We start from the raw sequence: 26,108 nt of genomic DNA on the forward strand, positions 1-26,108 counted from the left end.
AAGGCAAGGGCAATGGGTGTTTTATCGGCTCTCGGACCAACTGCCCGGATGGATGAGAAAACAAATTCAAGGGCTGGTGGAGTCCAACTGCCTGAAACAAGAATACCAACAGGATATGCAAAGGCTGGCAGAGATGAAATCTCGCCCAGAATGCTGTGTTTAGAATGGATAAAAGGAAATAAAAATGTCTATTAAAGTCGGAATTAACGGGTTTGGTCGTATTGGTCGTTTAGCATTAAGAGCCTCATTTGATTGGCCTGAGATCGAATTTATCCAGATTAACGATGTTGCGGGTGACGCGGCGACCTTGGCTCATTTGCTCGAATTTGATTCAATACAAGGCCGTTGGCATCATGAAGTGACAAGCGACGGTAATGCGATCATTGCCAACGGTCAGGTTATTCGTACCTCACAACAAAAAGCGATCAGTGATGTCGATTGGTCTGGTTGTGATGTGGTCATCGAAGCAACAGGCAAACACCGCAAATCTGAGTTTTTGAATCAGTATTTAGCGCAAGGTGTTAAACGCGTGGTTGTTTCCGCGCCAGTCAAAGAAGATGGGATTGCTAACATTGTGGTTGGTGTGAACGATCACATTTTTGATCCAGAGAAACACCAGATTGTGACCGCTGCGTCTTGTACTACCAACTGCATTGCGCCTATCGTCAAAGTGATTCACGAGCAACTTGGTATTGAACACTCATCGTTTACGACCATTCACGACTTGACCAACACGCAAACCATTTTGGATGCACCGCATAAAGACCTTCGCCGTGCGCGTGCTTGTGGTATGAGTTTGATCCCAACGACCACAGGTTCTGCGAAAGCGATTATCGAAATTTTTCCTGAACTTAAAGGAAAAATTGATGGTCATGCAGTGCGTGTGCCGTTAGCTAACGCCTCATTAACCGATATTATTTTTGATGTTAAGCGTGACACCACGGCTGAAGAGGTGAACGATTTACTTAAAGAAGCGTCGCAGAATGAGCTGAAAGGCATACTTGGTTTCGAAGAGCGCCCTCTTGTTTCTATTGATTACAAAAGCGACCAACGTTCAACGATTGTCGATGCGCTTTCGACTATGGTTGTTGGCAAGCGTATGGTGAAAATCTATGCGTGGTATGACAACGAAATGGGTTACGCAACACGTACCGCAGAACTTGTTCGTAAAGTCGGCCTAGCATAAGGAATCAAACCAATGACACATCCTACGTGGGAACTGCCTGTTGAAGACAATAACGCAGCGTTAATACTGACTCCTTGTCCTGGCACTAAAGAAGCGTCGCTGAGTGACAGTATTGATCAACTAAAGTCTCAAGGTGTAACCATCGTTGTTACGGCACTGAGCACTCATGAGATGCAAGAAAAAGGCGTTGGCGATCTGCCTAATATTGTCGAAAAAGCAGGTTTGCAATGGTTTCACACACCGATAGAAGATGACTGTGCTCCAGGTGAAGATTTTCAGGCTCGCTGGAAACATATATCCCCTTCGCTACACAAAGCTATAGAACATGGCGAAAAGATAGCGATGCATTGCATGGGGGGATCGGGACGGACAGGTTTGCTTGCTGCCCATCTTTTGCTAGAGAAAGGTTGGGAGCTGCAAGAAATCATCACCCATGTCCAGTCGTTAAGACCTGGCGCATTTACCAAAGATGTACAAGTTGAGTACATCCACCAATTTGCTAATCAATAGAAGCCTTGAAGAGCTGCCTTAGGCGGCTCTTTTTTTAAAGAGAGTGAATATGTTGTCTAAACTCAACCAAAATGTCCGCCAGTACATGTTGGTCACATTTAACTATTGGAACTTCACTGTTACCGATGGCGCATTACGCATGTTGGTGGTGCTCTATTTTTATGATTTGGGGTATTCAACCTTAGAGATCGCCTCCCTGTTTCTTTTTTATGAATTCTTTGGCGTCGTCACTAACCTCATCGGTGGCTGGCTAGGTGCTCGTCTTGGGTTGAACCGAACGATGAATATCGGTTTGGGAGTGCAAATCATCGCTCTGTCAATGCTGGCTGTCCCTGCAAGTTGGCTCTCGATTCCATGGGTCATGGCGGCACAAGCCTTGTCAGGTATTGCCAAAGACCTAAACAAAATGAGTGCGAAAAGCTCCATCAAAACCTTAGTGCCAGAGAATGCGCAAGGAGCATTGTATAAGTGGATCGCCATACTTACAGGCTCTAAAAACGCGCTAAAAGGTGCAGGATTTTTCTTAGGTGGTGCGTTGTTATCGATGATTGGCTTCCAATATGCGGTAGCTGCGATGGCTGGTGTTCTTTTACTGGTCTTTATCGGCAGTGTGATTAGCCTTAAATCCGACCTGGGCAAAGCGAAAAATAAACCTAAGTTCTCTGAAATTTTTTCCAAATCTAGCAGCGTAAACATTCTATCCGCTGCTCGTATGTTCCTGTTTGGTGCGCGTGATGTTTGGTTTGTGATTGCACTGCCTATCTATCTGGGATCTGTGTTTGGATGGGATCATAGCGCCGTAGGTGGATTCCTGGCTATTTGGGTGATCGGTTACGGAATCATTCAAGGAATTGCACCAAAGATAACAGGCAGTAAATCGGGGTATACTCCAGATGGTAAAGCCGCGATAGTGTGGGCGTTGGTATTGTCTATAGTGACTGGCGTAATTGCTTACAGTGTTCAGCAGCAATGGCACCCAGAAGTGGTTATTGTCGTTGGATTGATGATTTTTGGTGCTGTGTTTGCTGTGAACTCATCACTGCACTCATACTTAATTGTCAGCTATGCCAAGGGCGATGGTGTGTCTCTGGACGTCGGTTTCTACTACATGGCAAACGCAATGGGGCGCTTGATAGGGACGATTCTATCTGGATGGGTGTTCCAAATGTGGGGGTTCTCAGCCTGTCTATGGGTATCCTTTGCCTTCTTAGCATTAACGACCATTATTTCGTTTTGGCTGCCTATAGGTACAAATCAAAAACTGGCTCAGCAATAAATAAAACTAAGCAGATTTGTTCACCAATGCCAGCTACGATTGCTGGCATTATTTTTTAACCTCAAGTCATCGAATAAGCGAGAGCTGTAAAAAACGTTAATGAAGTAGTATCAGTTCGTTACGTATACACTTATCTACATTGATTTCAGATCGAGCACATGCTGTTTTATTTCTTCAGAATCGAGATTTTGAAAATCGATGTTTGCAAGAGCTCCAATTCTTCGTTTTAGAGAGGAGTATACTTTATCGCACTGCTTGTTAAATTCGGAGACTGAAGCTTCATCATTAGGCAATGGCTCAAGATCCCAAGCAACACGAATACCAGCAGATAACCAGTTTGGGCAAGTTTCATTGTGCATTGTGTCACACACAGTAATTATTAGATCTGGATGGAAGCTAAGCCTTTCTTCCCATGACGTACTGTGAAACTCAGAGGCATCAAAGCCATGCATTTCAAGGTATTGTGCAATACGAGGATTGATCTGACCCTTAGGATGGCTACCACCACTTGCGATTTGGAAATTTTCAGGCAGGTATTTTTTTGCAATTGCTTCAGCCAAAATGCTTCTGCTTGCATTATGTTTGCACACAAATAATATTTTCATCAATTGCCCTGTAGATGTTTAGGATTACTAAATTCGACATTTATCATGCTTTCATTACAGTTTGTTGACTATTGAAAATAGGCATGAGCTAACTCATGGAAATACGCAGAGAAAGCGAGTCGTCTGCACTATCAATCAATATTGCGCAATAAATTTTGCCATACTTTAGATAATTGATGGTTCAGTAAATTAGCAGGAAGTATAAAACAGTTCTGTCCACAAATGAGTTACAGGCTCAGAGTCATGTGTGTGATCACCGAGCGATTCTGTCGCAATGAAAATCAGCTTCATCTTATAAAATCGCCTAAACTTTTTATGACAAGTTCCCGCTTCGAAAAGCGTCAAAAATAGCCCAATTTACAAAAAAATATGACAACTGCTATAATTAGGGTTTAAACAAGAAATTTATTAACTTAACTCATTGTTAAAGATAGACTTTATTAAGAATCGTCAAAATTTATGTCTTAGCATATTTCCAAGGGTGCGTTTTCATGGGCAAAGTTTATGATGGCCTACACCGGGTTAGCTTTTTAATTAACGAGCAAGGTATCATTGAACAGGTTTTTGATAAATTCAAAACCAAAGATCACCATGAAGTGGTACTTGATTATCTAAACGCCCAATAATCAAAACTCGACCGAAATAAAAAATGCCAGTTCTTAATACTGGCATTTTTGTAACACGGCTAATAAAAAGTTGATGTGTAATTACACAATGAACTTATTGAGCAGAGCATCTTGCTCACGAACGTTTTCCGTTTGAACCTGCATTGCGATATTGGCTTCTTCAGCAGATTGTGCCACTTGCGTCGACAAATCTTTAATCTTCACTGTATTGGTGTTGATCTCTTCAGCCACAAGGCTTTGCTCTTCTGCCGCAGATGCAATTTGGATATTCATGTCCGAAATCACTTGTATCGCATCACGAATACGGTTCAGTGCCGAATTTGCCGTTTTCGCTTTATTTACCGCATCAACAGCCGTCGTTTTACTTTCATTCATAGCGGAAGAGACGGAACTCGCTCCTGCTTGTAATTGCTCAATCATACTGCGAATTTCGGTAGTCGATTGCTGAGTGCGCTGAGCTAGTGTACGCACTTCATCAGCAACAACGGCAAAACCACGGCCAGATTCACCCGCTCGAGCCGCTTCAATCGCCGCGTTTAAGGCAAGCAAGTTAGTTTGATCAGCAATGTCATTAATCACTTTCAAAATAGTTTCAATATTTGCCGTCGCGGACTCTAGGCCTTTCACCTCTTCCACCGCTTGGTCAATGCGGGCCGATAAATTGTCGATCGACAATGTCGTTTCACTGACCACACTGGAACCATCTTGCGTTGCTTCATCGGCTTCTTTCGCCGCTGCTGCTGCACCTTGCGCATTATTGGCAACTTCTGTCGATGTCACTGCCATTTCGTGCATTGCAGTGGCTAGTTGCTCTAACTCTTGTAACTGAGTGCGCATCGCTTCTGCTGACTCATGAGCACCTTGCACCGTGAGCTCTGTGCCACGCATGATCTCTTCACCAATCGCTTTTGATTGCGTGATCTGCTTTTGCAGCGTCTCAGTAAAGGTATTAAACCCTGCTGCGAGTTGAGCAAACTCTTGGTCCGTATTGGTATCCAAGCGTTTGGTTAAATCCCCCTGCCCTGAGGCGACATCTTGAATCGCTTCATTGAGCACACCTAATGGACGCATTAACACTTTAATCAGTAGCGTCAAGCCAATCACACTCAACACAAGCCCAATTAACGTATAGATAATAGAGCTATTGCGTAACACGCCAATCGCATTGAAGGCGATGGATTCATCAACAATCGCACCGATGTACCAGTTCTCACTTGGAATATGAGTGAAGCTGACGAGATAACGGGTACCATCAATTTCAATCTGTTGGTCCCCCTCTTTCAGAGTCACTTGCGGTAAATAAGTCGATAACTTCTCACCATTATTTTTGGTATCAGGGTGAGCAATCGTCGCTCCGTCACCTGAAACAATAAAGAGGTAACCCGCATCGAATAAATTAATAGAGTTCACCAATTCAGCTAAACCCGTCAATTCCATATCGTAGAACATGGCACCAGAGAATCGACCTTGATCGTAAATAGGCGTACCAATAGAAATGATCACATTTTTGGTAGAAATATCGACATACGGCGCTGTAACGATAAGTTTTTTCGATGCTTTAGCATCCACAAACCAAGGGCGCTTGCGAGGGTCGTAATCGGCGCTTGGCTCCCAACCGTCATCATTCTCCACCACTTTACCATCGGATTCATACCCTAACCCTATGGCTAAAAAGCTTTTTTTCAACTTCGGTTTTTCAAGAATGTTTTTAACGTAATCCCGGTTGAGCGGATCAAGCTCAATCACCTCAGTCATTGACTGAGCTAAGGATTTTTTGCTTTCCATTTCAGAAACAATGGTGTTTTTAACCCCTGCTTCCATTTCATTCAGACTTTTTGTAACTAGGGATTCTATTTCCGAGCGAACAATGCTCAGTTGCTGAATGGAAATAAGCGAGACGGTAACAAGCAGAAGTGCAGAAGAAGCTGCAACTATTTTTTGGCTAAACTTCATAAGTATCCCTCATTGATGCCAAATTAATTATCATTTTTGTGGTTATAGTTAGTTATCGCCAAGTTACAAAAAATCTATAGCTTTTTTACACATCCACTTAGTTCAGTCTAATCAATATTTACTATTTGGCAAAAAAAAGCCTAAAACGATTACGGTTTAGGCTTCCTTAGAGATTCTGTTTACTCTCTATTTTTTATTTATAATTCAGTGATTTTAGGGTGATTCAGCCTCAACAACAGGTTCATCAGTGCTGGGCAAAGCATGCCATACTGCTTTTACTAGAGTGGCAAGAGGAATTGCAAAAAATACGCCCCAAAACCCCCATAGCCCACCAAAGACTAACACCGCGACAATGATAGCAACGGGATGTAGATTAACGGCTTCAGAAAATAGAACGGGAACCAATACGTTGCCATCCAAAGCTTGGATGATGCCATAAGCAATTAATAATGTGTAAAATGGTGGAGTCATGCCCCATTGGAAGAGACCGACGATGGCAACTGGCACCGTCACAGCGACCGCGCCAATATAAGGGATCAAAACCGATAGACCTACAGCCACAGCAAGCAACACCGAATAACGTAAATCAAGAATGGCGAAAGTGACGTAACTGATACTACCAACAATCAGTATTTCTAACACTTTTCCACGGATGTAGTTTGAGATTTGTTGGTTCATCTCTTGCCATACTTTAGCCGCGAGTTTACGGTTGCGTGGCAATAACCCACTGGTCATTCGCAGCATTTCATTCTTATCTTTCAATAAAAAGAAGACCAGCAACGGCACTAAAATGAGATAGACACCCAAGGTGGCCAAACTCACAAGAGAAGCAAGTGACCCTTTAACGACACTTTCCCCCATACCTAAAGCCTGGTTCTTCGCATTGCTTATCACCGACTCAACAATCTGTAAGTTATCGAGTTCAGGGTAACGTTCAGGAATACTCAAAATGAAGCTTTGCAACCCTGCATACATGTTAGGAATGTCATTGATTAAATTACCAACCTGTTTCCAAATGGTTGGTACTAAACCAAAGATAGCCAGCAGCATCAAACCGACAAACAGCAAAATCACCAAAATTACGGAAACGGACCTAGGAAGCCCAAAACGGCGCAATTGCATTACTGGCCACTCAAGTAAATACGCCAGCACAATGGCCACAAGCAGCGGCGCAATCAAATGGCCGAAGAAATATATCGTTACAAAACCAAAAAACAGAATAGCAACCAGACTAACGGCATGAGGATCAGAAAAGCGTCTTTGATACCAACGAGTTACCATTTCAAACATTTAATCGAGTTCCTTAATTACTTTTAGCCAAAAATAGCCGGGTGACGTGTTCCACTGGCAACGAAAGCCATGAGCAGACAAATATTTTTCTATATCCTGTCCTGAGCTGACGTCGTTAAGCCAAATGTCTAATACCTCACCCAAAACCAATTGAACAGTGTGACGCTTCGCAAGTAATAAAGCCATCGGACAACGCTGCTGGCGTAAATCCAGAATATTTGGTTCCATTCTTCTGCTCAATGCTTAATATAGGCCTGCCATTGTATCGAGTTTTGACTGGCATGCCAGTGTTTATCGATACTCAAACACCGGCTGGCTTACTCTTCTCTCTCTACAATTTTTGGCCGTTATTTTGAGTTGGAAACCAATTCACACATTCAATGTCATACAGACAAGAAGATCACGGAATATCACTGACAAATATGAAGTTTAAACGCGCTCGATCCTTACTTTGCCTCTGTATTACTGTGGCGATAAACGCCCCTTCCTTGAGCTATGCCGACACCATAGAGCTACCGGACATTGGGACAGTAGCAGGTTCGACCTTGACGATTGATCAAGAGCTTATTTATGGTGATGCTTATATGCGCATGCTGCGTAACAGCCAGCCTATCGTCAATGATCCGGTGATAAATGAGTACATCGATAGCCTAGGGCATAAATTGGTTGCCAATGCCAACGATGTAAAAACGCCGTTCACCTTTTTTATGATCCGCGATCGCAATATCAATGCGTTTGCCTTCTTTGGCGGTTATGTTGCGTTGCACTCTGGGTTGTTTTTGCATGCACAAACAGAAAGCGAACTCGCTTCGGTTCTTTCGCACGAAATTGCCCACGTCACGCAGCGCCATTTAGCACGCAGTATGGAAGACCAAGCCAGACGCTCACCAGCAACAATCGCCGCATTGGCGGGATCTTTGTTACTGGCCATTGCGGCACCTGAAGTGGGCATTGCCGCCATTACCGCCACCACCGCAGGCAGTATGCAAAGCCAAATAAACTATACGCGCAGTAATGAAAAAGAGGCTGACCGATTTGGTATTGCAACGCTAGCCAAAGCGGGGTTTGATGCGCAAGCCATGCCAAGGTTTTTTGGCCGCCTCGCTGATGAATATCGTTACGCTAGTAAACCGCCACCGATGTTACTAACCCATCCGCTGCCAGAAGATCGTATTACCGACAGCCGTGAGCGCGCCCAACACTACCCGCCTATGCGCCTTCAACCTTCATTGGATTACCATTTAGCACGCTCGCGAATTGTTGCTCGCTATGCTGGGATTGATAATGAAGCCGCTCTTGATTGGTTTAAGCGTGCGGAGAAAAAAGAGAGTGCGGCTCTCGCGCCAGCCTTTCAATATGGCAAAGCCTTGGTTTATCTCGATAGCAAGCAATTTGATAAATCAGAGGCGATTTTATCAAAGCTGGTTGCACAAGACCCAACAAACAATTTCTATCTTGATGCGATGGCCGATCTCGATATCGCTCTAAATCAAGCGGCCAAAGCCCAAACCTTGCTCGAAAAGGCGCTTAAACAGAAACCGAACAATCCAACCTTAACAATTAACTACGCCAACAGCTTGTTAAAACAAGATAAATTGTCTGATGCCATTCGGGTATTGCAGCGCTACACCCATGACAACCCTAATGATACCAACGGCTGGCATTTGCTATCAGAAGCGAATATCGGCATTGGCAATAGCCAAGAAGATCTTGCTGCGCGGGCGGAGCTTCTAGCGCTCAAAGCCAATTGGAATAAAGCAATTCAATATTACACTCAAGCAAGTCAACTCGCCGAACTTGGCAGCTTAGAACAAGCTCGCTACGATGCACGCATTGACCAATTGATGGTGCAACGAGACCGATTCTTATCACTCCAATAATCACAATACAACGAGGAGAAGTTATGTCAGTCGTGATTTATCACAACCCTAAATGCTCAAAAAGTCGTGAAACTCTGGCACTGCTGGAAGACCGCCAGTTAAAGCCACAGATCATCAAATATTTAGACCAAGCGCCAACCATCGAACAGTTGAAAACCTTGTACGCTCAACTCGGGCTACATCAGGTTCGTGATATGATGCGCACCAAAGAAGATCTCTATAAAGAACTTGGCCTAAGTGATGATGCACTTACTGATGATCAACTATTTTCAGCCATGGCCGCGCACCCTAAGTTGATTGAGCGTCCCATTGTTGTCGCCAATGGTAAAGCGCGCCACGGCCGTCCACCAGAGCAAGTACTTGAGATTTTATGAGTATTAAAGTCGTCGTACTTTATTACAGTAGGCACGGTTCAACGCAAGCACTGGCACGACAAATCGCACGCGGAATTGAAGCACAAGGCGCGACAGCGCTCTTGCGCACCGTTCCGGCGCTAGACAATCATGCAGAGCAAACGACCGATCCCTACCTGACTCTGGATGAGTTAAAGCAATGTGATGGTTTGGCTTTTGGCAGCCCAGTCTGGTTTGGCAATATGGCCGCGCCACTGAAGCACTTTTGGGACCAAACGACCCCTTTATGGATTAGCGGCGCATTAATTGATAAACCCGCTTGCGTGTTTACTTCTTCATCCTCTTTGCATGGCGGCCAAGAGAGTACGCAACAGAGTATGATGCTGCCACTGATGCATCATGGCATGTTAATCGTTGGCATCCCTTATTCAGAGCCTGCACTGCATACCACAACCTCTGGAGGCACGCCATATGGTGCAAGCCATGTCGCAACACACTCGCCACAACTCACTACGCACGAAAGTGAACTGGCTAAAAATTTAGGAAAACGGCTGGCAATGCTAGCCAGCCGATTAAAGGACAGATTATGACGGCAGAAATGATGCCAAGCACCAAGCAGTACCGATGGCTAGCTTTACTGAGTAACTTATCCCTAATTATATGGGTGGTTTTATGGCAATTCTCGCTCTCTCCTCACCCTCATCTTAATCATGTTGCATTGGCCATTGCATGGGTTATCCCACTGCTTTTACCATTACCGGGAATTTTGGCCGGAAAACCCTACACTCACGCCTGGGCCAACTTTGTTTTAATGCTCTACTTTCTACACGCATTGACGCTGATTTATGTTGATGGAGGGGAGCGCTGGTTAGCGGTAGTGGAACTGCTACTGACATTTGCCGCTTTTGTCGGTAATACCTTGTATGCTCGCCATCGCGGTAAAGAGCTCGGACTGAAACTCAAGCGTCTATCTGAAGTCGAAAAGCAAGAGAAAGCCAATTTTACCCACGATAATCAACCATAGAGTCAATCCATGACAGGATTGCCTATTCTTCTCATGCAAAAAGAGCCCTGATGGGCTCTTTTTGATTATCTCAGCATTTGTTCAAGGGGTGACTGAGTACTTTACGCTTGCCACTCAAAAGAGAGCACTCGCTTCACTGGTTCAGTGATGGCCTGAGATAATGACGGTTCAGGTGTGACTTGCAAAGAGCCTGACTCCACAGCAGAATCATCAACCTCTGCTGCTGGGGTAAGCTGTGTTGGCACACTCTCTGGCTGTGGGTCGTCAATTTTAGCGACTTTGCCCATGCGTAGCACTTCTTGCTCAAACTCGGACTCTGAAGCCAACAAATGCACTTCGAAAGTGATTTCCTCACCTTGAATCTTGAGAATGTCCAAAGAAGCAACAGAGCTTAAGCGCTTCAACTTATTCTCCAAGGTAAAGAAATCCATTGCATCATCAATCGGGCTAAAACGAGCAAGCAGCGAAGAAGAGGATTCACTGGCCACGATAACCGAGCTCTTTCTTGCATAGTAATCACTCAATTGATCGACCATTTGTTCAATGGCATCGTCACCAGACGCTTGACCAGACAGTGGCGCTTTCGTGGCTTGTGTCATTTGAGCGGCGGGTTGATCATACAAACTCCAACGCACACCATTACTTTGCACTCTGACCACCAATACCGCATCGGTTGGATAACGTTGGCTAGCCATGCTGATAGGCTGCACGAAACCGCCCCACAAATCCGAGACTTCCACACCGGTAATATCATCAAAATCACCCACAGGCACTGTGATAGGCAAACCGCGAGTTTGAGTCGCGCCTTTAAGCTGTTTTAACGTACTCGTGTCAGAATGTTCCCAAGCGATACTGCGGTCATAACCTGACTCTTCAATCAACCAGACTAAAACATTAGCTCGGTTTTCAGGCCAAAATGGTAATTGAGCTTGAGTTAATAATGTGCGGATATGCGGTGCGCTAAACCCCATAACAATCGAAGATTGCGCCCCATTTTGACCATAACTGATTTGCGCTAAATATTGCGAATTCTGCCTTAAGGCTTTTTTAATCACCTCATTGTCCACCGCATTCCTATCACCCGAAGCTCGAACAATCACTTCGCTCATCCCTTTGATACGAGCATTCGCGTCGGCATTGTCTTGCTGTTGATCAATCACGACTTCGGTATGGTATAAGTCGACCTTGGTTAAGGCATAAGCAGGGAGAGTGAGTAAGCTCATCACCAACATAGCTAAATAGCGCATACTGTTCCTATGATCTGTTTTGTGAACGTCGATGATAAGCAACTATCCGGTCCGCGGCAAGGAATCCACGGCAGAGTTCGGTGATAATTTCATCAACATTTGTGACTTTATTTGATCTAGTTTCAATGGCAATCGTTTGCAAAAGTGATAGAATCCCGCGAATTTTTATTTTGCTTCAGGGAAATCATGATGAAAAATGCCATCCAAGGCGCACAGATGCTCTTCGTCGCATTTGGTGCGCTGGTTCTTGTCCCGCTGTTAACTGGGCTTGATCCTAACGTTGCACTATTTGGCGCCGGTGTCGGTACCCTTTTATTCCAACTTATTACTCGCCGCTCTGTCCCCATCTTTCTTGCTTCTTCCTTTGCCTTTATTGCACCGATTATGTTTGGCATCCAAACTTGGGGCGTTGCCTCGACGATGGGCGGTTTAGTGGCCGCTGGTTTTGTCTACATACTACTGGGAGCGATCATCAAAGTCCGTGGCGTAGAAATCATCCACAAAATTTTACCTCCTGTAGTCGTTGGCCCGGTGATCATGGTGATTGGCTTAGGCCTTGCGCCTGTTGCTGTAAACATGGCGCTAGGTAAAACTGGAGATGGTTCGGTACAACTGATTAGCTCAGATGTAGCGATGTGGATCTCTTGCGTTTCACTGTTAACCACCATCACGATTAGCGTTTTTGCCAAAGGTTTTCTCAAACTGTTGCCGATCTGCGGCGGTATTTTTGCAGGCTATCTTTTGGGCCTCTATTTTGGTGTAGTGGATTTTACTCCTGTTACGCAAGCGGCTTGGCTGTCAATGCCGAACTTCACTTTCCCTGAGTTCAACATCAACGCGATCTTGTTCATGATCCCGGTTGCAATTGCTCCGGCAGTCGAACACGTGGGCGATATGCTCGCGATCTCAAACGTCACTGGAAAAGATTACATCAAGAAACCTGGGCTACATCGCACCATTGCGGGTGACGGTGTTGCCACCATCGCAGCCTCGATGCTGGGTGCGCCACCAAACACTACGTACAGCGAAGTGACGGGTGCCGTAATGCTGACGAAAGCCTTTAATCCAGTAATCATGACTTGGGCTGCGATCACCGCGATTGTATTAGCATTGGTTGGTAAGCTGGGCGCGCTACTACAAACCATTCCAATTCCCGTAATGGGCGGCATTATGATTTTGCTGTTCGGTTCAATTGCAACGGTTGGCCTAAACACACTGATTAAAAATCATGTCGATCTTCACAAGTCTCGTAACTTAGTGATTGTGGCAGTGACATTAGTGTTTGGTATCGGCGGCATGGCCTTTGGTATCGGAGAGTTTAGCCTACAAGGTGTCAGCTTATGCGGTATCGTAGCCATTATTCTAAACTTGATCCTTCCTAATGACTTAGGAGAAAACCATGTGGTGGATAACGCCCAAATGGAAGAAGAGATCAAACTGAAGAACTAATTTTGCCAGTCAATCCGGCCTCACTCAAGGCCGGATTTTCATTCTCTATTCTTGACACAATTCAACAAACTCACCTCGCGTTAATAACGCAAGATCGCTCGGTGCCAATTCAATCTCTAAACCGCGCTTACCTGCACTGACACAGATAGTCGATTGATCTTCTGCGCTGAGATGAATGAAGGTCGGTAGTGCTTTTTTCTGCCCAAGTGGGCTAATACCACCAACCACATAACCCGTGGTTTTTTGCGCTATGTCTGGATTAGCCATTTCCGCTTTTTTCGACTTAGCCGCTTTGGCCGCACGCTTTAAGTTTAATTTTTGATCAACAGGAATAATCGCGACAGCGAGATTTTTCGGCTCGCCATTTAAGCAAAACAGCAGTGTTTTAAACACTTTTTTCGGATCTTGTCCCAAAACCTCAGCCGCTTCTAAACCATAACTGCTGTGATTAGGATCATGTTGATATTGATGGAGAGTGTGAGGAATTTTTTTCTTTTTCGCCAAATCAATCGCAGGTGTCATCGTGCTTATCTCAAAGTAACCGTTAGTGCCAATAAAAAAGCGATGCCTAAGCACCGCCTTTAGTTAAAATGATTGCTCACAATGAGTCAAACTCTTTATCGCGCTATCACTTATAGACAATTTCGCCCGCTGGCGCATATTGGTTCACATCAATTGGACTGTGTGCTTCGAGGTAATCTTTCAATACTTCCGCGTCCACAAACCCCGTATTCACATAACCTGGATGATCGGAGATTTTTGGATAACCATCACCACCTGCTGCATTGTAGCTAGGCACGGTGAAGCGATACGTTTCGTCCAAACGGAGCTGCTTATCACCAATAAAGACGTTCGATACCTTACCATTGGCCACTGTCATCGAAATCCCCGCGAATTGTACATAAGCGCCAGAATCAACAGGTTTGGTCGCCACTTCATTGAGGTAATCCAACACTTCAGCCCCGGTCATATCGGTATAAGTGAGAATATTGGCAAAAGGTTGTACTTTGAGCACATCTTTATAAGTGATTTTTCCTGCATCAATCGAATCACGCACGCCGCCAGAATTCATCACCGCAAAGTCGGCTTTTGCGCGTTCCATATGAGAAAGTGCAATCAAACGACCTAAATTGGTTTGTTGGAAACGCACAACGTTGCGATCCCCTTCTAACTTACCATTACTTTGTGCAATGACTACATTCAGTTTCGCTTGACCTTGCTCTTGATATGGACGCAAGAAGCTAAGCATTTCTGAATCTTCAGCGATTTGATCTTGAATCAGTACGCGCTTACTCTCGCCATTCACGTTCACCTTTTTCTTCAGGTTTACAGGGATCAGGTTGTAGCTCACCATGTTCAGTTGACCATTACGGAATTCGTAATCCGCACGGCCAACATACTTACCCCATTCATGCGCTTGCACTATGTAAGTACCGTTTTGCATATCAGGCTTACATTCATCTCCCGGATGGAAGTTTTTCTTCACCACGTTAGGGCCTTCCATGCAGACAGGCTCTTGAGAGTGGCCGCCGACGATCATATCGAGAGAACCTTCATCCAAGTATCGTGCAAGCGCAACATCACCCGGTGCATTCACACCACGTTGACCATTTTCATAATGGCCCATGTGGGTAACGGCAAAAATAAGGTCCGGCTTTTCCGTTTTTTCAATTTCTGCGATCAGTTTTTTCGCTTCTTCTTTTGGATCTCTAAACTCAATACCATCAATGTATTCAGGGTTGCCGATTTTAGCGGTATCTTCAGTCGTTAAACCGATAACCGCTATTTTTACGCCCTGTTTATCAAACATTTGGTAGGCTTGGAATAGACGTTTTCCGGTCGCTTTATCGTAAATGTTGGCCGACAGCATTGGGAAATTCGCCCACTCTTTTTGCTTAAACAGCACCTCGAGCGGGTTATCGAATTCATGGTTACCTAACGCCATCGCATCATAACCAATCTTGCTCATGCCTTTAAAATCAGGCTCTGCATCTTGCAGATCAGATTCAGGAACTCCGGTATTTATATCGCCACCAGAAAGAAGCAGTACGCTGCCGCCTTCAGCTTCAATATCAGAGCGAAGATCGTCGATCAGCGTTTTACGTGCCGCCATACCATACTCGCCATATTTGTTTTGCCAGAAACGACCGTGGTGGTCATTAGTGTGTAACACGGTGAGTTTATAAGTCGTATCTTCTTTCCACTCATGAGTGGGTTGAGTTGCGCAACCCACAAGGGCTGTAAGAATGGCCGCGCTGAGCGCTGTTTTTAGAATAAGACGTTGTTTCATTATCATACCTTTGAACTTGAAAAATCCACTGCTTGTGAGGGGGAGGTCATGGTCAACGTTGCAAACACAAAATCAAGCCATACCAATAAACTTGACCCAGTTTAAATTAACATCTCAAAGGTGACAGATTGATTTCATATTTATGTAGAATTGATCACTATAAAATCAATTCAAAAATGTAACGGTTGCCACAGGTTACACGTGAAATTTTAATGGATCACAGGCAATCGTTTTCTTTCCTAAACACGAAAAAATAAGGAAAAGTGAGCACTTAGACAAGATAAACAGGTTTGGGAAACATTCGATAAAATTTGACCACCTTACGGTGGCCAAATTATGAGTGGTAGATCCAACAAAAAATCAGCGGATATCGATATGAGCAAAACTCTTGATCAAATCATCTAACGCTTTCATTTGTGCAAGGAAAGGTTCAAGTTTATCCAAAGGCAGTGCCGATGGACCATCGCAACGCGCTTTATCTGGGTTTGGATGCGCTTCAATAAAAAGGCCCGCAATCCCGGCAGCAAGACCTGATTTTGCTAACTCAACTGTCTGTTCACGACGCCCACCAGAAGCTGCGCCAGAAGGGTCGCGCATTTGCAGTGAATGGGTCACATCAAAAATAATTGGGCTGCCGTTTGATACTTTTTTCATCACACCAAAACCCAACATATCAACGACTAGATTATCATAGCCATGGCAAGCACCACGTTCACACAAAATCACTTTGTCGTTGCCGCACTCTGCAAATTTTTCCACGATATTGCCCACTTGGCCAGGGCTCATAAATTGTGGTTTTTTCACGTTGATCACTGCACCTGTTTTCGCCATCGCTTCGACAAGGTCAGTTTGACGAGCAAGAAACGCTGGCAGTTGAATCACATCAACCACCTCAGACACAGGCTGAGCTTGAGCTTCTGTGTGCACGTCAGTGATGATTTTGACCCCAAAGGTCTCTTTTAACTCTTGGAAAATTTTCATTCCCTCTTCCAAGCCGGGGCCACGATAAGAGTGAACAGAGCTACGGTTTGCTTTATCAAAAGAAGCTTTAAACACATAAGGGATGCCGAGTTTATCGGTCACTTTCACGTAATGCTCACAGATTTGCATCGCTAAATCACGGGATTCAAGGACGTTCATTCCAGCAAACAGAGTAAACGGTTTGTCGTTAGCGACGGGAATATCACCCACGTGGACGATTTTTTGTTCCATTTTATTCTCTCTCATTTAGCGGTTAATGCAGCGTAATAGCTTCAAAGCTTAATGCATTAACTTGATTTTTTAATAACTCAGCCGCCGGATCATTCGGACAATGATCAATAAAGTATTGATAATCGGATAAGGCAATTTGGTGACAATCCAGTTGCTGATAGATAAAGCCGCGATCGCGGATCTCATACGGATCATCAGGAACAAAAGTCAGCGCTAAATCAGTACAACGCAGCGCTAAGGTATAACGCTCTTCTCTTAATAGTGCGCTCTTTAGTAGTGCCAGCCAACGACCGATCACCGTCGGATTATCTGTCACTTCCAAATGACTCGATTTCAGCTTAGACAAGACCCCTTTATGCCCAACTAACCACGCTTGCAGTATATGTAATGAGACGATTTCACCAGTAAAAGGGTTAATATAAATCGGTGATTCATCGCACCAATGCAACTGCAATAAAAACTGTGTGGGAAAGGTAATACCTTGTAAAGGAAAGCCTAGCTTGCGCGCAAAATAGAGCAACAGCGCACCTAAACTGACGGGAATACCTTTGCGGTGCTGCAACACTTTATCGATGAAGGCATTACGTGAATCAAAATAAGCCTCTCTGTCACCGCGAAAACCCCATTGTTGGTAAAACAGATGCAACAACGCTTCGAAACGCTGTTTTTCATCCTGTTCATTAGCTAACTCGTGTTTTGCTTGTGTAAGCAAACGGGCCAACTCTTGGCGTGCCCATTCATCCTCAGTTTCAGGATTGACGGCCTTGTTTAAGATCAGCGCCCCTTCCACCAATTCCATTGCATCAAAATCTTCATCGAACCATTCAAACATAATGCCGCTCGGATGCTGTTAGCCTAAAAACATAGCCGTTTTTACGATGGCGATTTTTCCCGCCATAGCAAGCCAACCTAATGCGCCCAAAAAAGCAAAGGTACGCAACAGCTTATTCCTACCCAGTTTGAGCGCAAAGAAGCCCAGCGCAATGTACGCCATCACACAGGTCAGCTTCTCAGTTAACCAAGGTGCGGCTGGGGTAAATGGGATAAAACCAGACATCACAATCAACGCAATACCCGATAACAACAACAGCGAATCGTTAATATGAGGAAAACGTTTCAAAAAAGGGTGTTGCAGCCATTTGGAATCCATCATCATCAAGGCATAACGTACCGACAACAATAGTGCACTGACCGCAATGGTCAGTAGATGAAAATGTTTTAATCCTTCGTACATGATGCTCTCTCTTCTGAGTGCGAATATTGACCCAGTGTCACTCGGTCATTACCCGCATAATCCTTTTCTGTCACTACATGGTGATAGCCGAGTGACTCAAATAACGCTCTGACTGCCGCCCCTTGATCATAACCATGTTCAAACAGCAGCCAGCCTTGTTGCTGCAAATAGTGTCGCGCATTCTCTGCAATGTGTTTAATGTCAGCCAAGCCTTTGTCTTTGGCCACCAGCGCACTTAAAGGCTCAAAACGTACATCCCCCTGCGTGAGATGGGGATCATTTTCTTCAATATACGGTGGATTGGAGACAATTAAAGCAAACTTTGTACCGAGCTTTAAAGGTTCAAACCAACTACCTTGTAAAAATGTGACATTGGTAATAGTTAAACGCTGCGCGTTTTCCAACGCTAAGGCTTGCGCTTCAGGGCGTAAATCGATACCGACCACATGACGTTCAGGTAACTCAGACGCTAACGCTAATGCTATCGCGCCAGTTCCTGTGCCTAAGTCCAAAATATCCCCTTGCGTCTGCTGGCTTTTTTCTAACGCAATTTCAACCAAGCGTTCAGTATCCGGCCGAGGAATTAATGTCGAAGGCGAAACTTTCAGTGGCAGCGACCAAAACTCACGTTCCCCAACCAAATAGGCCACAGGCTCCCCCGTCACTCGACGCGTAATCAACGAGCAAAATTGCCGCGACTGCGTTTCGCTTAAGGTCTTTTCAGGCCAAGTCAGCAGATAAGAACGTGGTTTATCCAGTACATGGCAAAGCAGCACCGCTGCATCCACAGAAGGCGAATCACTGCCGCCTTCTTGGAGTTGAGCAATCGCGGCTTTCAACGCATCATCAATACGAGATAACGTCATGGGATCAGTGTTGATCGGCAAGAGCGGCAAGTTGGTCTGCTTGATATTCTTGAATGATTGGATCAATCAAGCTTTGCAGATCCCCTTCCATCACTTCATTAAGACGATAGATGGTTAAGTTAATACGATGATCGGAAACACGACCTTGCGGGTAGTTGTAAGTGCGAATACGGTCGCTACGATCACCAGAACCCAGTAGGTTACGACGAGTATCGGACACTTCGGCTGCGCGCTTCGCTTCTTCCGCTTGTGCAATACGAGCGGCCAATACGGCCATCGCTTTGGCTTTGTTTTTGTGCTGTGAACGCTCGTCCTGACACTCAACTACCGTGCCTGTTGGTAAGTGGGTAATACGGATCGCAGAGTCGGTGGTGTTTACGTGCTGACCACCCGCGCCCGATGAGCGGAAAGTATCAATTTTCAGATCGCTAGCTTTAATTTCTGGAATTTCGGCTTCAGGAATTTCGGGCATGATCGCGACGGTACAAGCGGAAGTATGCACACGACCTTGAGATTCCGTGGCCGGAACACGCTGTACGCGGTGACCGCCTGATTCAAACTTAAGCACACCGTAAGCGCCATCACCACTCACTTTAGCAATCACTTCTTTATAGCCGCCATGCTCAGCATAGCTAGCGGACATAATTTCGATACGCCAGCTCATCTTCTCAGCATAACGGCTGTACATACGGAACAGATCGCCAGCAAAAATACCCGCCTCATCACCGCCCGCCCCTGCACGAATTTCTAAGAAGCAGTTGCGATCATCGTTCGGATCTTTTGGTAGCAGCAGAATTTGCAATTCATCAGTAAGACGTTCAATCGTCGCTTTGGCTATTTTGATTTCCTCTTGAGCCATCTCACGCATCTCGGCGTCTTCTTCTTTGGTCATCTCTTCTGCGGCAACCAAATCCTCTTGCGCTTGTTGGTAAGCTTGGAAGCATTTAGTGACTTCCTCAAGCTGAGAGTACTCTTTTGACAAAGTACGGAATTTGTTTTGATCACTAATTACGGTAGGCTCGCCAAGCAGGCGCTGAACCTCTTCGTAACGCTCAACAAGGGATTCAAGCTTAACTAAAATCGACGCTTTCATAGTTTCTTCTTTAATTCGGAGTAACGGATATTATCGAGGGTCGTCAAGACCCAAACTTTGTCTAATCACGGCCAATTTAGCCGGTTCACCTAACTCTGCAGCGCTTTGCAATGCTCGGGTTGGTGTGTGGATCAATCGATTGGTGAGTTTGTTACTTAACTCAAGTAACACTTTTTCAGGATCGCCCCCTGCAGCCAGTGCCTGCAAGCTTTTACTGAGCAATTCTTGACGAATTTCGTTGGCCGATTGACGGTATTCTCGGATGCTGTCTACCGCTTGCAAGGAACGCATCCAGCTCATAAAGGCTGCGCTCTCTTCACTGACAATCGCTTCAGCTTGAATGGCTTCAACTTTACGCTGTTCCATATTGCTGTCTACAATCGACTGAAGATCATCAACCGTATACAGATAGGCATCGTTTAAATCCCCGACCTGCGATTCAATATCACGAGGCACGGCAATATCAATAAGTAACATGGGTTGATGGCGGCGCACTTTAATCGCACTTTCTACCATCCCTTTGCCAATAATCGGCAGTGGGCTGGCGGTTGAACTGATGACGATATCCGCGTGAGCGAGATAGTCAGGTATCTCATTGAGTGCAATCACTTCAGCGTTAAACTGCTGTGCAAGCCCCATCGCTCGCTCGCGGGTTCGGTTGGCGACTATCATGCGTTTACATCGATGGCTAGCTAAATGCTTCGCAACCAGTTCGATGGTTTCACCCGCCCCAACCAACATTACCGTTGAATCAGAGAGTGATTCAAAGATCTGCTTTGCCAACGTACAAGCAGCATAAGCCACAGATACCGCACTGCCGCCTATTTCGGTTTCGGTGCGCACACGTTTGGCCACCGAGAAAGCTTTTTGAAACAGTTTTTCAATCGCTGAATCAGCCGCGTTATGCTCGCGAGCATCCGCATAGGCTTGCTTCACCTGCCCTAAAATCTGCGGCTCACCCAATACCAGTGAATCCAGACCACAAGCCACTCGCATCAAATGACGAATAGCAGCTTGTTCTTCGTGTACATACAAACTCGGCTTAAGATCTTCAGGATTCACATGATGGAACTGAGACAACCAATCGATTAACTTACTTTTGCTCGATGATTTTACATCACAATAAATTTCCGTGCGATTACAGGTAGAGACAATAACGCTACCTTGAACGCTGGAACTGGACGCAAGTTGTCGCAAGGCTTCTGATAATTTATCAGGACCAAACGCCACTTTCTCTCGCAGTTCTACCGACGCTGTATTGTGATTTATTCCAATAGCAAGCAAGGACATCTATAGAGGTTTCTCGGTTCAGGAAATGTAAATAGGAGCAGAATTTTACTTGATGCCCTGTTTTAATGAAAGGGCAACAGGGATTTGTTTTCCCGACTTCGTGATATCAATGATATAGTGAGGCGTTTTTACGGCCTTCACTGTGTAAATAATGGGCAGATATGACACGCGCAAATAGACTGATTTTAACTCTCCTCACTCTGCTAACACTCTTTGGTTGCACAAACTTACCCTCAACAAGGGTCGAGAGCGTCGGCTGGCAGCAACACCAACAGCAATTGCAAACGATCCGCGAGTACCAAGCCAGCGGAAAACTCGGCTATATATCACCACAACAGCGCCAATCCCTCAATTTTCATTGGCAAAAAAACGCCGACCATAGCCAGCTTCGTCTCTCAACATTTTTAGGGCAGACCGTTTTAAATCTCTCCATCTCGCCTCAGGGCGCCCAGGTCAAAACATATGATGATCAAATTATCGATGCGCAGAATGCGGATGCTTTAGTTTACGAGTTAACTGGGTTATCGATCCCCATTGAGCAGCTACAAGATTGGCTGCTTGGGCTGCCAACCGAGGCGGATGGTTTTCAATTGAATCAAAATAATTTGTTGGCATCGTTAGATAAACAGCTAGGGCTTAGCCGCTGGCACTTGGAATATTTGAACTACCAAGCTTATCCCTTCGTCTCAACATCCGCTTCTTCCACTTCAGTGCCACTTCCGGCCAAACTGAAGCTGACTCAAGATCAAGTTTCATTAAACCTCGTCATTTCAAAGTGGACCCTAACGCCATGATTTGTACCCCAACCCACTGGCCATCACCCGCTAAGCTCAACCTGTTTCTGTACATCACCGGGCAAAGAGCCGACGGGTATCATGAATTACAGACACTGTTTCAATTTCTCGATTTTGGTGATGAGTTAACCATTACCGCCAATCAGTCTGGCGAAATAACTCTCACACCAGCCATTGCTGGCGTTGCGCTACAAGACAACTTGATTTGGAAAGCGGCCATCGCCTTACAAAAGGCAAGTGGATGCCGCTATGGCGCGAGCATTGAATTAAATAAAGTTTTGCCAATGGGCGGTGGCATCGGTGGCGGCTCTTCCAATGCTGCAACCGTGCTTGTTGCACTGAACTACTTATGGCAAACCAATTTATCACAGCAAGAACTCGCTACGCTCGGTTTAACACTCGGGGCGGATGTTCCCGTTTTTGTCCATGGCTTTGCCGCATTTGCTGAAGGCGTAGGTGAAAAACTGACCCAAACCGAACCAAAGCAAAAATGGTATTTGGTGGTTCGGCCTAATGTGAGCATTGCAACGAAAGATATTTTCACTCATCCCAAATTGATAAGGAACACGCCAAAACGAGCGCTAGCAACGCTTCTCGAACACCCTTACGAAAACGATTGCGAAAAAATTGTCCGAATGCTGTACCCAGAGGTTGATAAGCAACTTTCATGGCTGCTACAATACGCGCCGTCAAGATTGACTGGGACGGGATCTTGCGTTTTTGCCGAATTTTCTAGCAAAGTAGAAGCGGAAGCTGTCCTTGCCAAGCTCCCTGACACAGTCTTCGCGTTTGTCGCCTTAGGGTGTAACATTTCGCCACTGAAAAAGACTCTGGCTGAATACCAATTCGCCAACACCCGACCTATTTAAAAACTGGACGCAACCCTGAGGTTTCCACCGTGCCTGATATGAAGCTATTTGCTGGTAACGCCACACCTGAACTAGCCCAACGTATTGCTGAACGTCTATACATCTCTCTTGGTGATGCTACTGTTTCTCGTTTCTCCGACGGTGAAGTTGCAGTGCAAATCAACGAAAATGTTCGTGGTAGCGATGTATTTATTATTCAATCTACTTGTGCTCCTACTAATGACAACTTAATGGAATTAGTAGTGATGATTGATGCAATGCGCCGTGCTTCAGCAGGCCGTATTACTGCTGTCATCCCATATTTTGGTTATGCCCGTCAAGACCGCCGAGTGCGCTCTGCTCGTGTACCGATCACTGCAAAAGTTGTTGCAGATTTCCTTTCAAACGTTGGTGTTGACCGCGTTTTGACCATCGACCTTCACGCAGAACAAATCCAAGGCTTCTTTGACGTCCCAGTAGATAACATCTTTGGTACGCCGGTGTTGCTTGAAGATATGAAAGCGCGTGGGTTAGAAGATCCTGTTGTGGTTTCACCTGACCTTGGTGGCGTGGTTCGTGCTCGTGCGACTGCAAAAGCATTAGGTGATATCGACATCGCAATCGTTGATAAACGTCGTCCACGCGCCAACGTGTCTGAAGTTATGAACCTGATTGGCGATGTTGATGGTCGCGATTGTGTGATCGTGGATGACATGATCGACACTGGCGGCACTTTGTGTAAAGCCGCTGAAGCGTTGAAAGAACGTGGTGCAAAACGTGTGTTTGCTTACGCAACGCACGCGGTATTCTCAGGTAACGCAGCGAAAAATATCAAAAACTCAGTACTAGACCAAGTTATCGTCACAGACTCGATCACCCTATCTAAAGAGATGGCGGCAACCGGCAAAGTGACACAATTAACCTTGTCTAGCATGCTTGCTGAAGCGATTCGTCGCATTAGCAACGAAGAGTCTATTTCTGCCATGTTTAATTAAAACTCAGTTTATTTACTGATTTTTAAATGCTTTTAAAGCACTTCATTGAAAAATGAGGTGCTTTTTCCTTTGTTATTTTAGCGCCTCGCACCCTTTCCCTTTTGTGTGCTATCATACCGCGCTTTTGATATTGCAAAGAGATCCTAACCTTGAGCCAACCAATCAAACTTCTTGTCGGGCTAGCGAATCCTGGTCCTGAATACGCCAAAACGAGGCACAATGCCGGCGCTTGGGTAGTAGAAGAATTAGCCCGAGTTCATAACGTCACCTTGAAAAACGAAGCCAAATTCTTCGGTTTCACCGGACGTATCGTGGTTAATGGTGAAGATCTGCGTTTATTGATCCCAACAACTTTTATGAATTTATCCGGTAAAGCCGTGGCGGCCATCGCCAAGTTTTACCAGATAAAACCAGAAGAGATCATGGTGGCACATGATGAACTAGACTTACCTCCCGGGGTTGCTAAGTTCAAAATGGGCGGTGGTCATGGCGGTCATAATGGCCTTAAAGACACCATCAGCAAACTCGGCAATAACAAAGAATTCTACCGCCTGCGGATTGGTATCGGCCATCCGGGGCACAAAGATAAAGTAGCAGGCTATGTTTTAGGTAAAGCACCCGCCAAAGAGCAAGAGTGCCTAGATGCCGCAGTTGACGAATCGGTTCGTTGCTTCGACATTTTACTAAAAGATGGTCTAACTAAAGCACAAAATCGCTTACATACGTTCAAAGCTGAATAAGGTTACAGTCATGGGTTTTAAATGTGGCATCGTGGGTTTACCAAATGTGGGTAAATCAACATTATTTAATGCACTAACTAAAGCGGGCATCGAAGCAGCAAACTTCCCGTTTTGCACTATCGAACCAAACACGGGTGTGGTTCCTGTTCCAGACCTTCGTCTCGATGCGTTAGCAGAAATTGTAAACCCTCAACGTATCCTTCCGACGACAATGGAATTTGTCGATATCGCAGGCCTAGTGGCTGGCGCGTCAAAAGGTGAAGGTTTAGGCAACAAATTCCTTGCCAATATCCGTGAAACAGATGCGATTGGTCACGTTGTTCGCTGCTTCGAGAACGAAAATATCGTTCACGTAGCAGGCAAAGTATCGCCAATTGAAGATATTGAAGTAATCAATCTAGAGCTTGCCCTTGCCGACCTTGATAGCTGTGAACGCGCCATTCAGCGTCAAGCAAAACGTGCCAAAGGTGGCGATAAAGACGCTAAATTTGAAATCACCGTATTAGAGAAGCTACTCCCTGTATTAACGGAAGGTGGTATGGCTCGCACGGTTGAACTCTCAAAAGAAGAGCTAGCCGCCGTAGATTATCTCAACTTCTTAACGTTGAAACCGACCATGTATATCGCCAACGTGAGCGAAGATGGCTTTGAAAATAACCCGTACCTTGATGCTGTCAGAGAGTTTGCAGAAAAAGAGAACAATTCTGTGGTTGCTGTTTGCGCAGCCATTGAAGCTGAACTATCTGAACTTGAAGAAGAAGATCGCGCCGAGTTTTTAGCCGATTTAGGCATTGAAGAACCCGGTCTAAACCGCGTGATTCGTACCGGTTACGAACTGCTAACGCTACAAACCTACTTCACCGCAGGCGTAAAAGAAGTGCGTGCATGGACGATTCCGGTCGGTGCGACGGCTCCGCAAGCGGCGGGTAAAATCCATACCGACTTTGAACGTGGTTTCATTCGCGCTGAAGTTGTGGGTTATGATGATTTCATTCAATATCGCGGCGAAAATGGAGCCAAAGAAGCGGGCAAATGGCGCTTGGAAGGTAAAGAATACATCGTAAAAGATGGCGATGTTATCCACTTCCGCTTCAACGTGTAAATAACTCGTTAATCCGCCATTAATACACCATTAAAGCCGACAGATTCTGTTGGCTTTTTTGTTTTTTTCTCAAAATCAACCTTAGCGACAAGCAAGGAAAAATCAATAAGCTTAATGATTTATTAACCGTTTTTGATCACAAACACGTCTCTTTGTTCAAAAAAAGTTCGAACGGTTGGTTTCAAAGAATTTATTCAAAAAAACTATTGACGCTCTAGAGCCATATCCGCATAATGCGCTCCGTT

At 45.2% G+C, this 26,108-nt stretch carries 26 protein-coding genes and 2 pseudogenes; 15 read left to right on the forward strand and 13 right to left on the reverse strand.

The genetic code is table 11. From position 1 onward, the window contains the following. From AACT21_RS07785 to arsJ, 4 genes and pseudogenes are all read left to right on the forward strand, one after another. Positions 1-163: pseudogene (locus tag AACT21_RS07785) on the forward strand (metalloregulator ArsR/SmtB family transcription factor); the annotation flags it as partial. 21 nt (positions 164-184) lie between these two features. Further along, positions 185-1,186, forward strand: coding sequence for an ArsJ-associated glyceraldehyde-3-phosphate dehydrogenase (locus AACT21_RS07790; RefSeq protein WP_094132668.1), 1,002 nt, complete (start codon positions 185-187; stop codon positions 1,184-1,186). Between the two features lie 12 nt (positions 1,187-1,198). Further along, positions 1,199-1,696, forward strand: coding sequence for a cyclin-dependent kinase inhibitor 3 family protein (locus AACT21_RS07795; RefSeq protein WP_094132670.1), 498 nt, complete (start codon positions 1,199-1,201; stop codon positions 1,694-1,696). A 49-nt stretch (positions 1,697-1,745) separates the two neighbouring features. Beyond that, positions 1,746-2,972: an organoarsenical effux MFS transporter ArsJ gene (gene arsJ, locus AACT21_RS07800; protein ID WP_176429049.1), complete on the forward strand. Its 1,227-nt coding sequence runs from the start codon at positions 1,746-1,748 to the stop codon at positions 2,970-2,972. Positions 2,973-3,106: 134 nt separating this feature from the next. Here arsJ and AACT21_RS07805 read toward each other — a convergent pair whose 3' ends face one another. After that, positions 3,107-3,577, reverse strand: coding sequence for an arsenate-mycothiol transferase ArsC (locus AACT21_RS07805; RefSeq protein WP_094129690.1), 471 nt, complete (start codon positions 3,575-3,577; stop codon positions 3,107-3,109). 488 nt (positions 3,578-4,065) lie between these two features. Here AACT21_RS07805 and AACT21_RS07810 point away from each other — a divergent pair. Further along, positions 4,066-4,203: pseudogene (locus tag AACT21_RS07810) on the forward strand (thioredoxin-dependent thiol peroxidase); the annotation flags it as partial. An 81-nt stretch (positions 4,204-4,284) separates the two neighbouring features. Here AACT21_RS07810 and AACT21_RS07815 read toward each other — a convergent pair. The 3 genes from AACT21_RS07815 to AACT21_RS07825 form a co-directional block, all read right to left on the reverse strand. Then, positions 4,285-6,156, reverse strand: a complete 1,872-nt coding sequence (locus tag AACT21_RS07815) for a methyl-accepting chemotaxis protein (RefSeq protein ID WP_094164354.1) — start codon at positions 6,154-6,156, stop codon at positions 4,285-4,287. 213 nt (positions 6,157-6,369) lie between these two features. Then, entirely contained in the window at positions 6,370-7,446 is a 1,077-nt protein-coding gene (locus AACT21_RS07820; RefSeq protein WP_094164355.1) for an AI-2E family transporter, read from the reverse strand. Further along, positions 7,447-7,674, reverse strand: coding sequence for a sulfurtransferase TusA family protein (locus AACT21_RS07825; RefSeq protein ID WP_017042766.1), 228 nt, complete (start codon positions 7,672-7,674; stop codon positions 7,447-7,449). It abuts the gene before it with no gap. A gap of 194 nt (positions 7,675-7,868) precedes the next feature. Between AACT21_RS07825 and AACT21_RS07830 the strand changes: the two genes are divergently transcribed. From AACT21_RS07830 to AACT21_RS07845, 4 genes are read left to right on the forward strand one after another with little or no spacing between them, the layout of a single operon-like run. Then, complete coding sequence (locus tag AACT21_RS07830) at positions 7,869-9,326, forward strand: beta-barrel assembly-enhancing protease (protein WP_026029005.1); 1,458 nt, start codon at positions 7,869-7,871, stop codon at positions 9,324-9,326. Positions 9,327-9,349: 23 nt separating this feature from the next. Beyond that, a complete protein-coding gene (gene arsC, locus AACT21_RS07835) occupies positions 9,350-9,700 on the forward strand; it encodes an arsenate reductase (glutaredoxin) (protein WP_094164356.1) in 351 nt (116 codons plus the stop codon). Further along, positions 9,697-10,269: an NAD(P)H:quinone oxidoreductase gene (gene wrbA / locus AACT21_RS07840; protein ID WP_017042769.1), complete on the forward strand. Its 573-nt coding sequence runs from the start codon at positions 9,697-9,699 to the stop codon at positions 10,267-10,269. Before arsC ends, wrbA begins: the two co-directional genes overlap by 4 nt. A gap of 8 nt (positions 10,270-10,277) precedes the next feature. Beyond that, the gene (locus AACT21_RS07845; RefSeq protein WP_026027302.1) at positions 10,278-10,703 is read left to right on the forward strand and encodes a DUF2069 domain-containing protein; all 426 of its coding nucleotides are present in this window, start codon (positions 10,278-10,280) and stop codon (positions 10,701-10,703) included. A 101-nt stretch (positions 10,704-10,804) separates the two neighbouring features. Here the strand turns inward: AACT21_RS07845 and AACT21_RS07850 are convergent, their stop codons facing one another. Further along, entirely contained in the window at positions 10,805-11,950 is a 1,146-nt protein-coding gene (locus AACT21_RS07850; protein WP_176430229.1) for a DUF2066 domain-containing protein, read from the reverse strand. 189 nt (positions 11,951-12,139) lie between these two features. On the opposite strand from AACT21_RS07850, the gene AACT21_RS07855 reads away from it, so the two are divergent. Further along, positions 12,140-13,399 (forward strand): uracil-xanthine permease family protein, encoded by a 1,260-nt coding sequence (locus AACT21_RS07855; RefSeq protein ID WP_010320498.1) that lies wholly within the window; start codon positions 12,140-12,142, stop codon positions 13,397-13,399. A gap of 45 nt (positions 13,400-13,444) precedes the next feature. On the opposite strand, the gene ybaK is transcribed toward AACT21_RS07855, so the two are convergent. The 8 genes from ybaK to hemA form a co-directional block, all read right to left on the reverse strand. Beyond that, a complete protein-coding gene (gene ybaK, locus AACT21_RS07860; protein WP_026027304.1) occupies positions 13,445-13,921 on the reverse strand; it encodes a Cys-tRNA(Pro) deacylase in 477 nt (158 codons plus the stop codon). A 106-nt stretch (positions 13,922-14,027) separates the two neighbouring features. Further along, positions 14,028-15,689 (reverse strand): bifunctional UDP-sugar hydrolase/5'-nucleotidase UshA, encoded by a 1,662-nt coding sequence (gene ushA, locus AACT21_RS07865; protein WP_094164358.1) that lies wholly within the window; start codon positions 15,687-15,689, stop codon positions 14,028-14,030. A gap of 360 nt (positions 15,690-16,049) precedes the next feature. Next, a complete protein-coding gene (kdsA, locus tag AACT21_RS07870) occupies positions 16,050-16,901 on the reverse strand; it encodes a 3-deoxy-8-phosphooctulonate synthase (protein WP_026028071.1) in 852 nt (283 codons plus the stop codon). A 22-nt stretch (positions 16,902-16,923) separates the two neighbouring features. After that, entirely contained in the window at positions 16,924-17,733 is an 810-nt protein-coding gene (locus tag AACT21_RS07875) for a SirB1 family protein (RefSeq protein WP_088732768.1), read from the reverse strand. A gap of 18 nt (positions 17,734-17,751) precedes the next feature. Beyond that, entirely contained in the window at positions 17,752-18,135 is a 384-nt protein-coding gene (locus AACT21_RS07880; protein WP_017047864.1) for a SirB2 family protein, read from the reverse strand. Then, positions 18,120-19,001: a peptide chain release factor N(5)-glutamine methyltransferase gene (prmC, locus tag AACT21_RS07885; protein ID WP_017045760.1), complete on the reverse strand. Its 882-nt coding sequence runs from the start codon at positions 18,999-19,001 to the stop codon at positions 18,120-18,122. The genes AACT21_RS07880 and prmC overlap by 16 nt, the downstream gene beginning before the upstream one ends. A gap of 4 nt (positions 19,002-19,005) precedes the next feature. Next, positions 19,006-20,094, reverse strand: a complete 1,089-nt coding sequence (gene prfA / locus AACT21_RS07890) for a peptide chain release factor 1 (RefSeq protein WP_013856266.1) — start codon at positions 20,092-20,094, stop codon at positions 19,006-19,008. 30 nt (positions 20,095-20,124) lie between these two features. Next, a complete protein-coding gene (hemA, locus tag AACT21_RS07895) occupies positions 20,125-21,384 on the reverse strand; it encodes a glutamyl-tRNA reductase (RefSeq protein WP_094164359.1) in 1,260 nt (419 codons plus the stop codon). 161 nt (positions 21,385-21,545) lie between these two features. Here hemA and lolB point away from each other — a divergent pair, with 161 nt between their 5' ends. The 5 genes from lolB to ychF all read left to right on the forward strand — a co-directional run bounded on the left by lolB (position 21,546) and on the right by ychF (position 25,863). Then, positions 21,546-22,178, forward strand: a complete 633-nt coding sequence (lolB, locus tag AACT21_RS07900) for a lipoprotein insertase outer membrane protein LolB (protein WP_017045762.1) — start codon at positions 21,546-21,548, stop codon at positions 22,176-22,178. After that, positions 22,175-23,047 (forward strand): 4-(cytidine 5'-diphospho)-2-C-methyl-D-erythritol kinase, encoded by an 873-nt coding sequence (ispE, locus tag AACT21_RS07905; RefSeq protein WP_017048835.1) that lies wholly within the window; start codon positions 22,175-22,177, stop codon positions 23,045-23,047. Before lolB ends, ispE begins: the two co-directional genes overlap by 4 nt. 29 nt (positions 23,048-23,076) lie before the next feature. Beyond that, positions 23,077-24,021, forward strand: a complete 945-nt coding sequence (locus AACT21_RS07910; RefSeq protein WP_010320509.1) for a ribose-phosphate pyrophosphokinase — start codon at positions 23,077-23,079, stop codon at positions 24,019-24,021. A 149-nt stretch (positions 24,022-24,170) separates the two neighbouring features. Then, on the forward strand, positions 24,171-24,761 hold the full coding sequence (pth, locus tag AACT21_RS07915; RefSeq protein WP_013856262.1) for an aminoacyl-tRNA hydrolase: 591 nt from the start codon (positions 24,171-24,173) through the stop codon (positions 24,759-24,761). A gap of 10 nt (positions 24,762-24,771) precedes the next feature. Then, positions 24,772-25,863, forward strand: coding sequence for a redox-regulated ATPase YchF (gene ychF / locus AACT21_RS07920; protein ID WP_013857965.1), 1,092 nt, complete (start codon positions 24,772-24,774; stop codon positions 25,861-25,863). The last annotated feature ends 245 nt before the right edge of the window (positions 25,864-26,108 follow it).

Source organism: Vibrio sp. V08_P9A1T1 (assembly GCF_963874405.1).
Lineage (GTDB): Bacteria > Pseudomonadota > Gammaproteobacteria > Enterobacterales > Vibrionaceae > Vibrio > Vibrio anguillarum.

Coding starts and splice junctions, on each gene's coding strand:
- prfA (WP_013856266.1), bottom strand. CDS start 20,094: ATGAAAGCGTCGATTTTAGTTAAGCTTGAATCCCTTGTTGAGCGTTAC.
- lolB (WP_017045762.1), top strand. CDS start 21,546: ATGACACGCGCAAATAGACTGATTTTAACTCTCCTCACTCTGCTAACA.
- AACT21_RS07795 (WP_094132670.1), top strand. CDS start 1,199: ATGACACATCCTACGTGGGAACTGCCTGTTGAAGACAATAACGCAGCG.
- hemA (WP_094164359.1), bottom strand. CDS start 21,384: ATGTCCTTGCTTGCTATTGGAATAAATCACAATACAGCGTCGGTAGAA.
- AACT21_RS07820 (WP_094164355.1), bottom strand. CDS start 7,446: ATGTTTGAAATGGTAACTCGTTGGTATCAAAGACGCTTTTCTGATCCT.
- AACT21_RS07805 (WP_094129690.1), bottom strand. CDS start 3,577: ATGAAAATATTATTTGTGTGCAAACATAATGCAAGCAGAAGCATTTTG.
- ispE (WP_017048835.1), top strand. CDS start 22,175: ATGATTTGTACCCCAACCCACTGGCCATCACCCGCTAAGCTCAACCTG.
- AACT21_RS07850 (WP_176430229.1), bottom strand. CDS start 11,950: ATGCGCTATTTAGCTATGTTGGTGATGAGCTTACTCACTCTCCCTGCT.
- ychF (WP_013857965.1), top strand. CDS start 24,772: ATGGGTTTTAAATGTGGCATCGTGGGTTTACCAAATGTGGGTAAATCA.
- AACT21_RS07825 (WP_017042766.1), bottom strand. CDS start 7,674: ATGGAACCAAATATTCTGGATTTACGCCAGCAGCGTTGTCCGATGGCT.
- kdsA (WP_026028071.1), bottom strand. CDS start 16,901: ATGGAACAAAAAATCGTCCACGTGGGTGATATTCCCGTCGCTAACGAC.
- AACT21_RS07790 (WP_094132668.1), top strand. CDS start 185: ATGTCTATTAAAGTCGGAATTAACGGGTTTGGTCGTATTGGTCGTTTA.
- AACT21_RS07815 (WP_094164354.1), bottom strand. CDS start 6,156: ATGAAGTTTAGCCAAAAAATAGTTGCAGCTTCTTCTGCACTTCTGCTT.
- AACT21_RS07880 (WP_017047864.1), bottom strand. CDS start 18,135: ATGTACGAAGGATTAAAACATTTTCATCTACTGACCATTGCGGTCAGT.
- arsJ (WP_176429049.1), top strand. CDS start 1,746: ATGTTGTCTAAACTCAACCAAAATGTCCGCCAGTACATGTTGGTCACA.
- AACT21_RS07845 (WP_026027302.1), top strand. CDS start 10,278: ATGATGCCAAGCACCAAGCAGTACCGATGGCTAGCTTTACTGAGTAAC.
- arsC (WP_094164356.1), top strand. CDS start 9,350: ATGTCAGTCGTGATTTATCACAACCCTAAATGCTCAAAAAGTCGTGAA.
- ybaK (WP_026027304.1), bottom strand. CDS start 13,921: ATGACACCTGCGATTGATTTGGCGAAAAAGAAAAAAATTCCTCACACT.
- wrbA (WP_017042769.1), top strand. CDS start 9,697: ATGAGTATTAAAGTCGTCGTACTTTATTACAGTAGGCACGGTTCAACG.
- AACT21_RS07855 (WP_010320498.1), top strand. CDS start 12,140: ATGAAAAATGCCATCCAAGGCGCACAGATGCTCTTCGTCGCATTTGGT.
- AACT21_RS07875 (WP_088732768.1), bottom strand. CDS start 17,733: ATGTTTGAATGGTTCGATGAAGATTTTGATGCAATGGAATTGGTGGAA.
- AACT21_RS07830 (WP_026029005.1), top strand. CDS start 7,869: ATGAAGTTTAAACGCGCTCGATCCTTACTTTGCCTCTGTATTACTGTG.
- ushA (WP_094164358.1), bottom strand. CDS start 15,689: ATGAAACAACGTCTTATTCTAAAAACAGCGCTCAGCGCGGCCATTCTT.
- prmC (WP_017045760.1), bottom strand. CDS start 19,001: ATGACGTTATCTCGTATTGATGATGCGTTGAAAGCCGCGATTGCTCAA.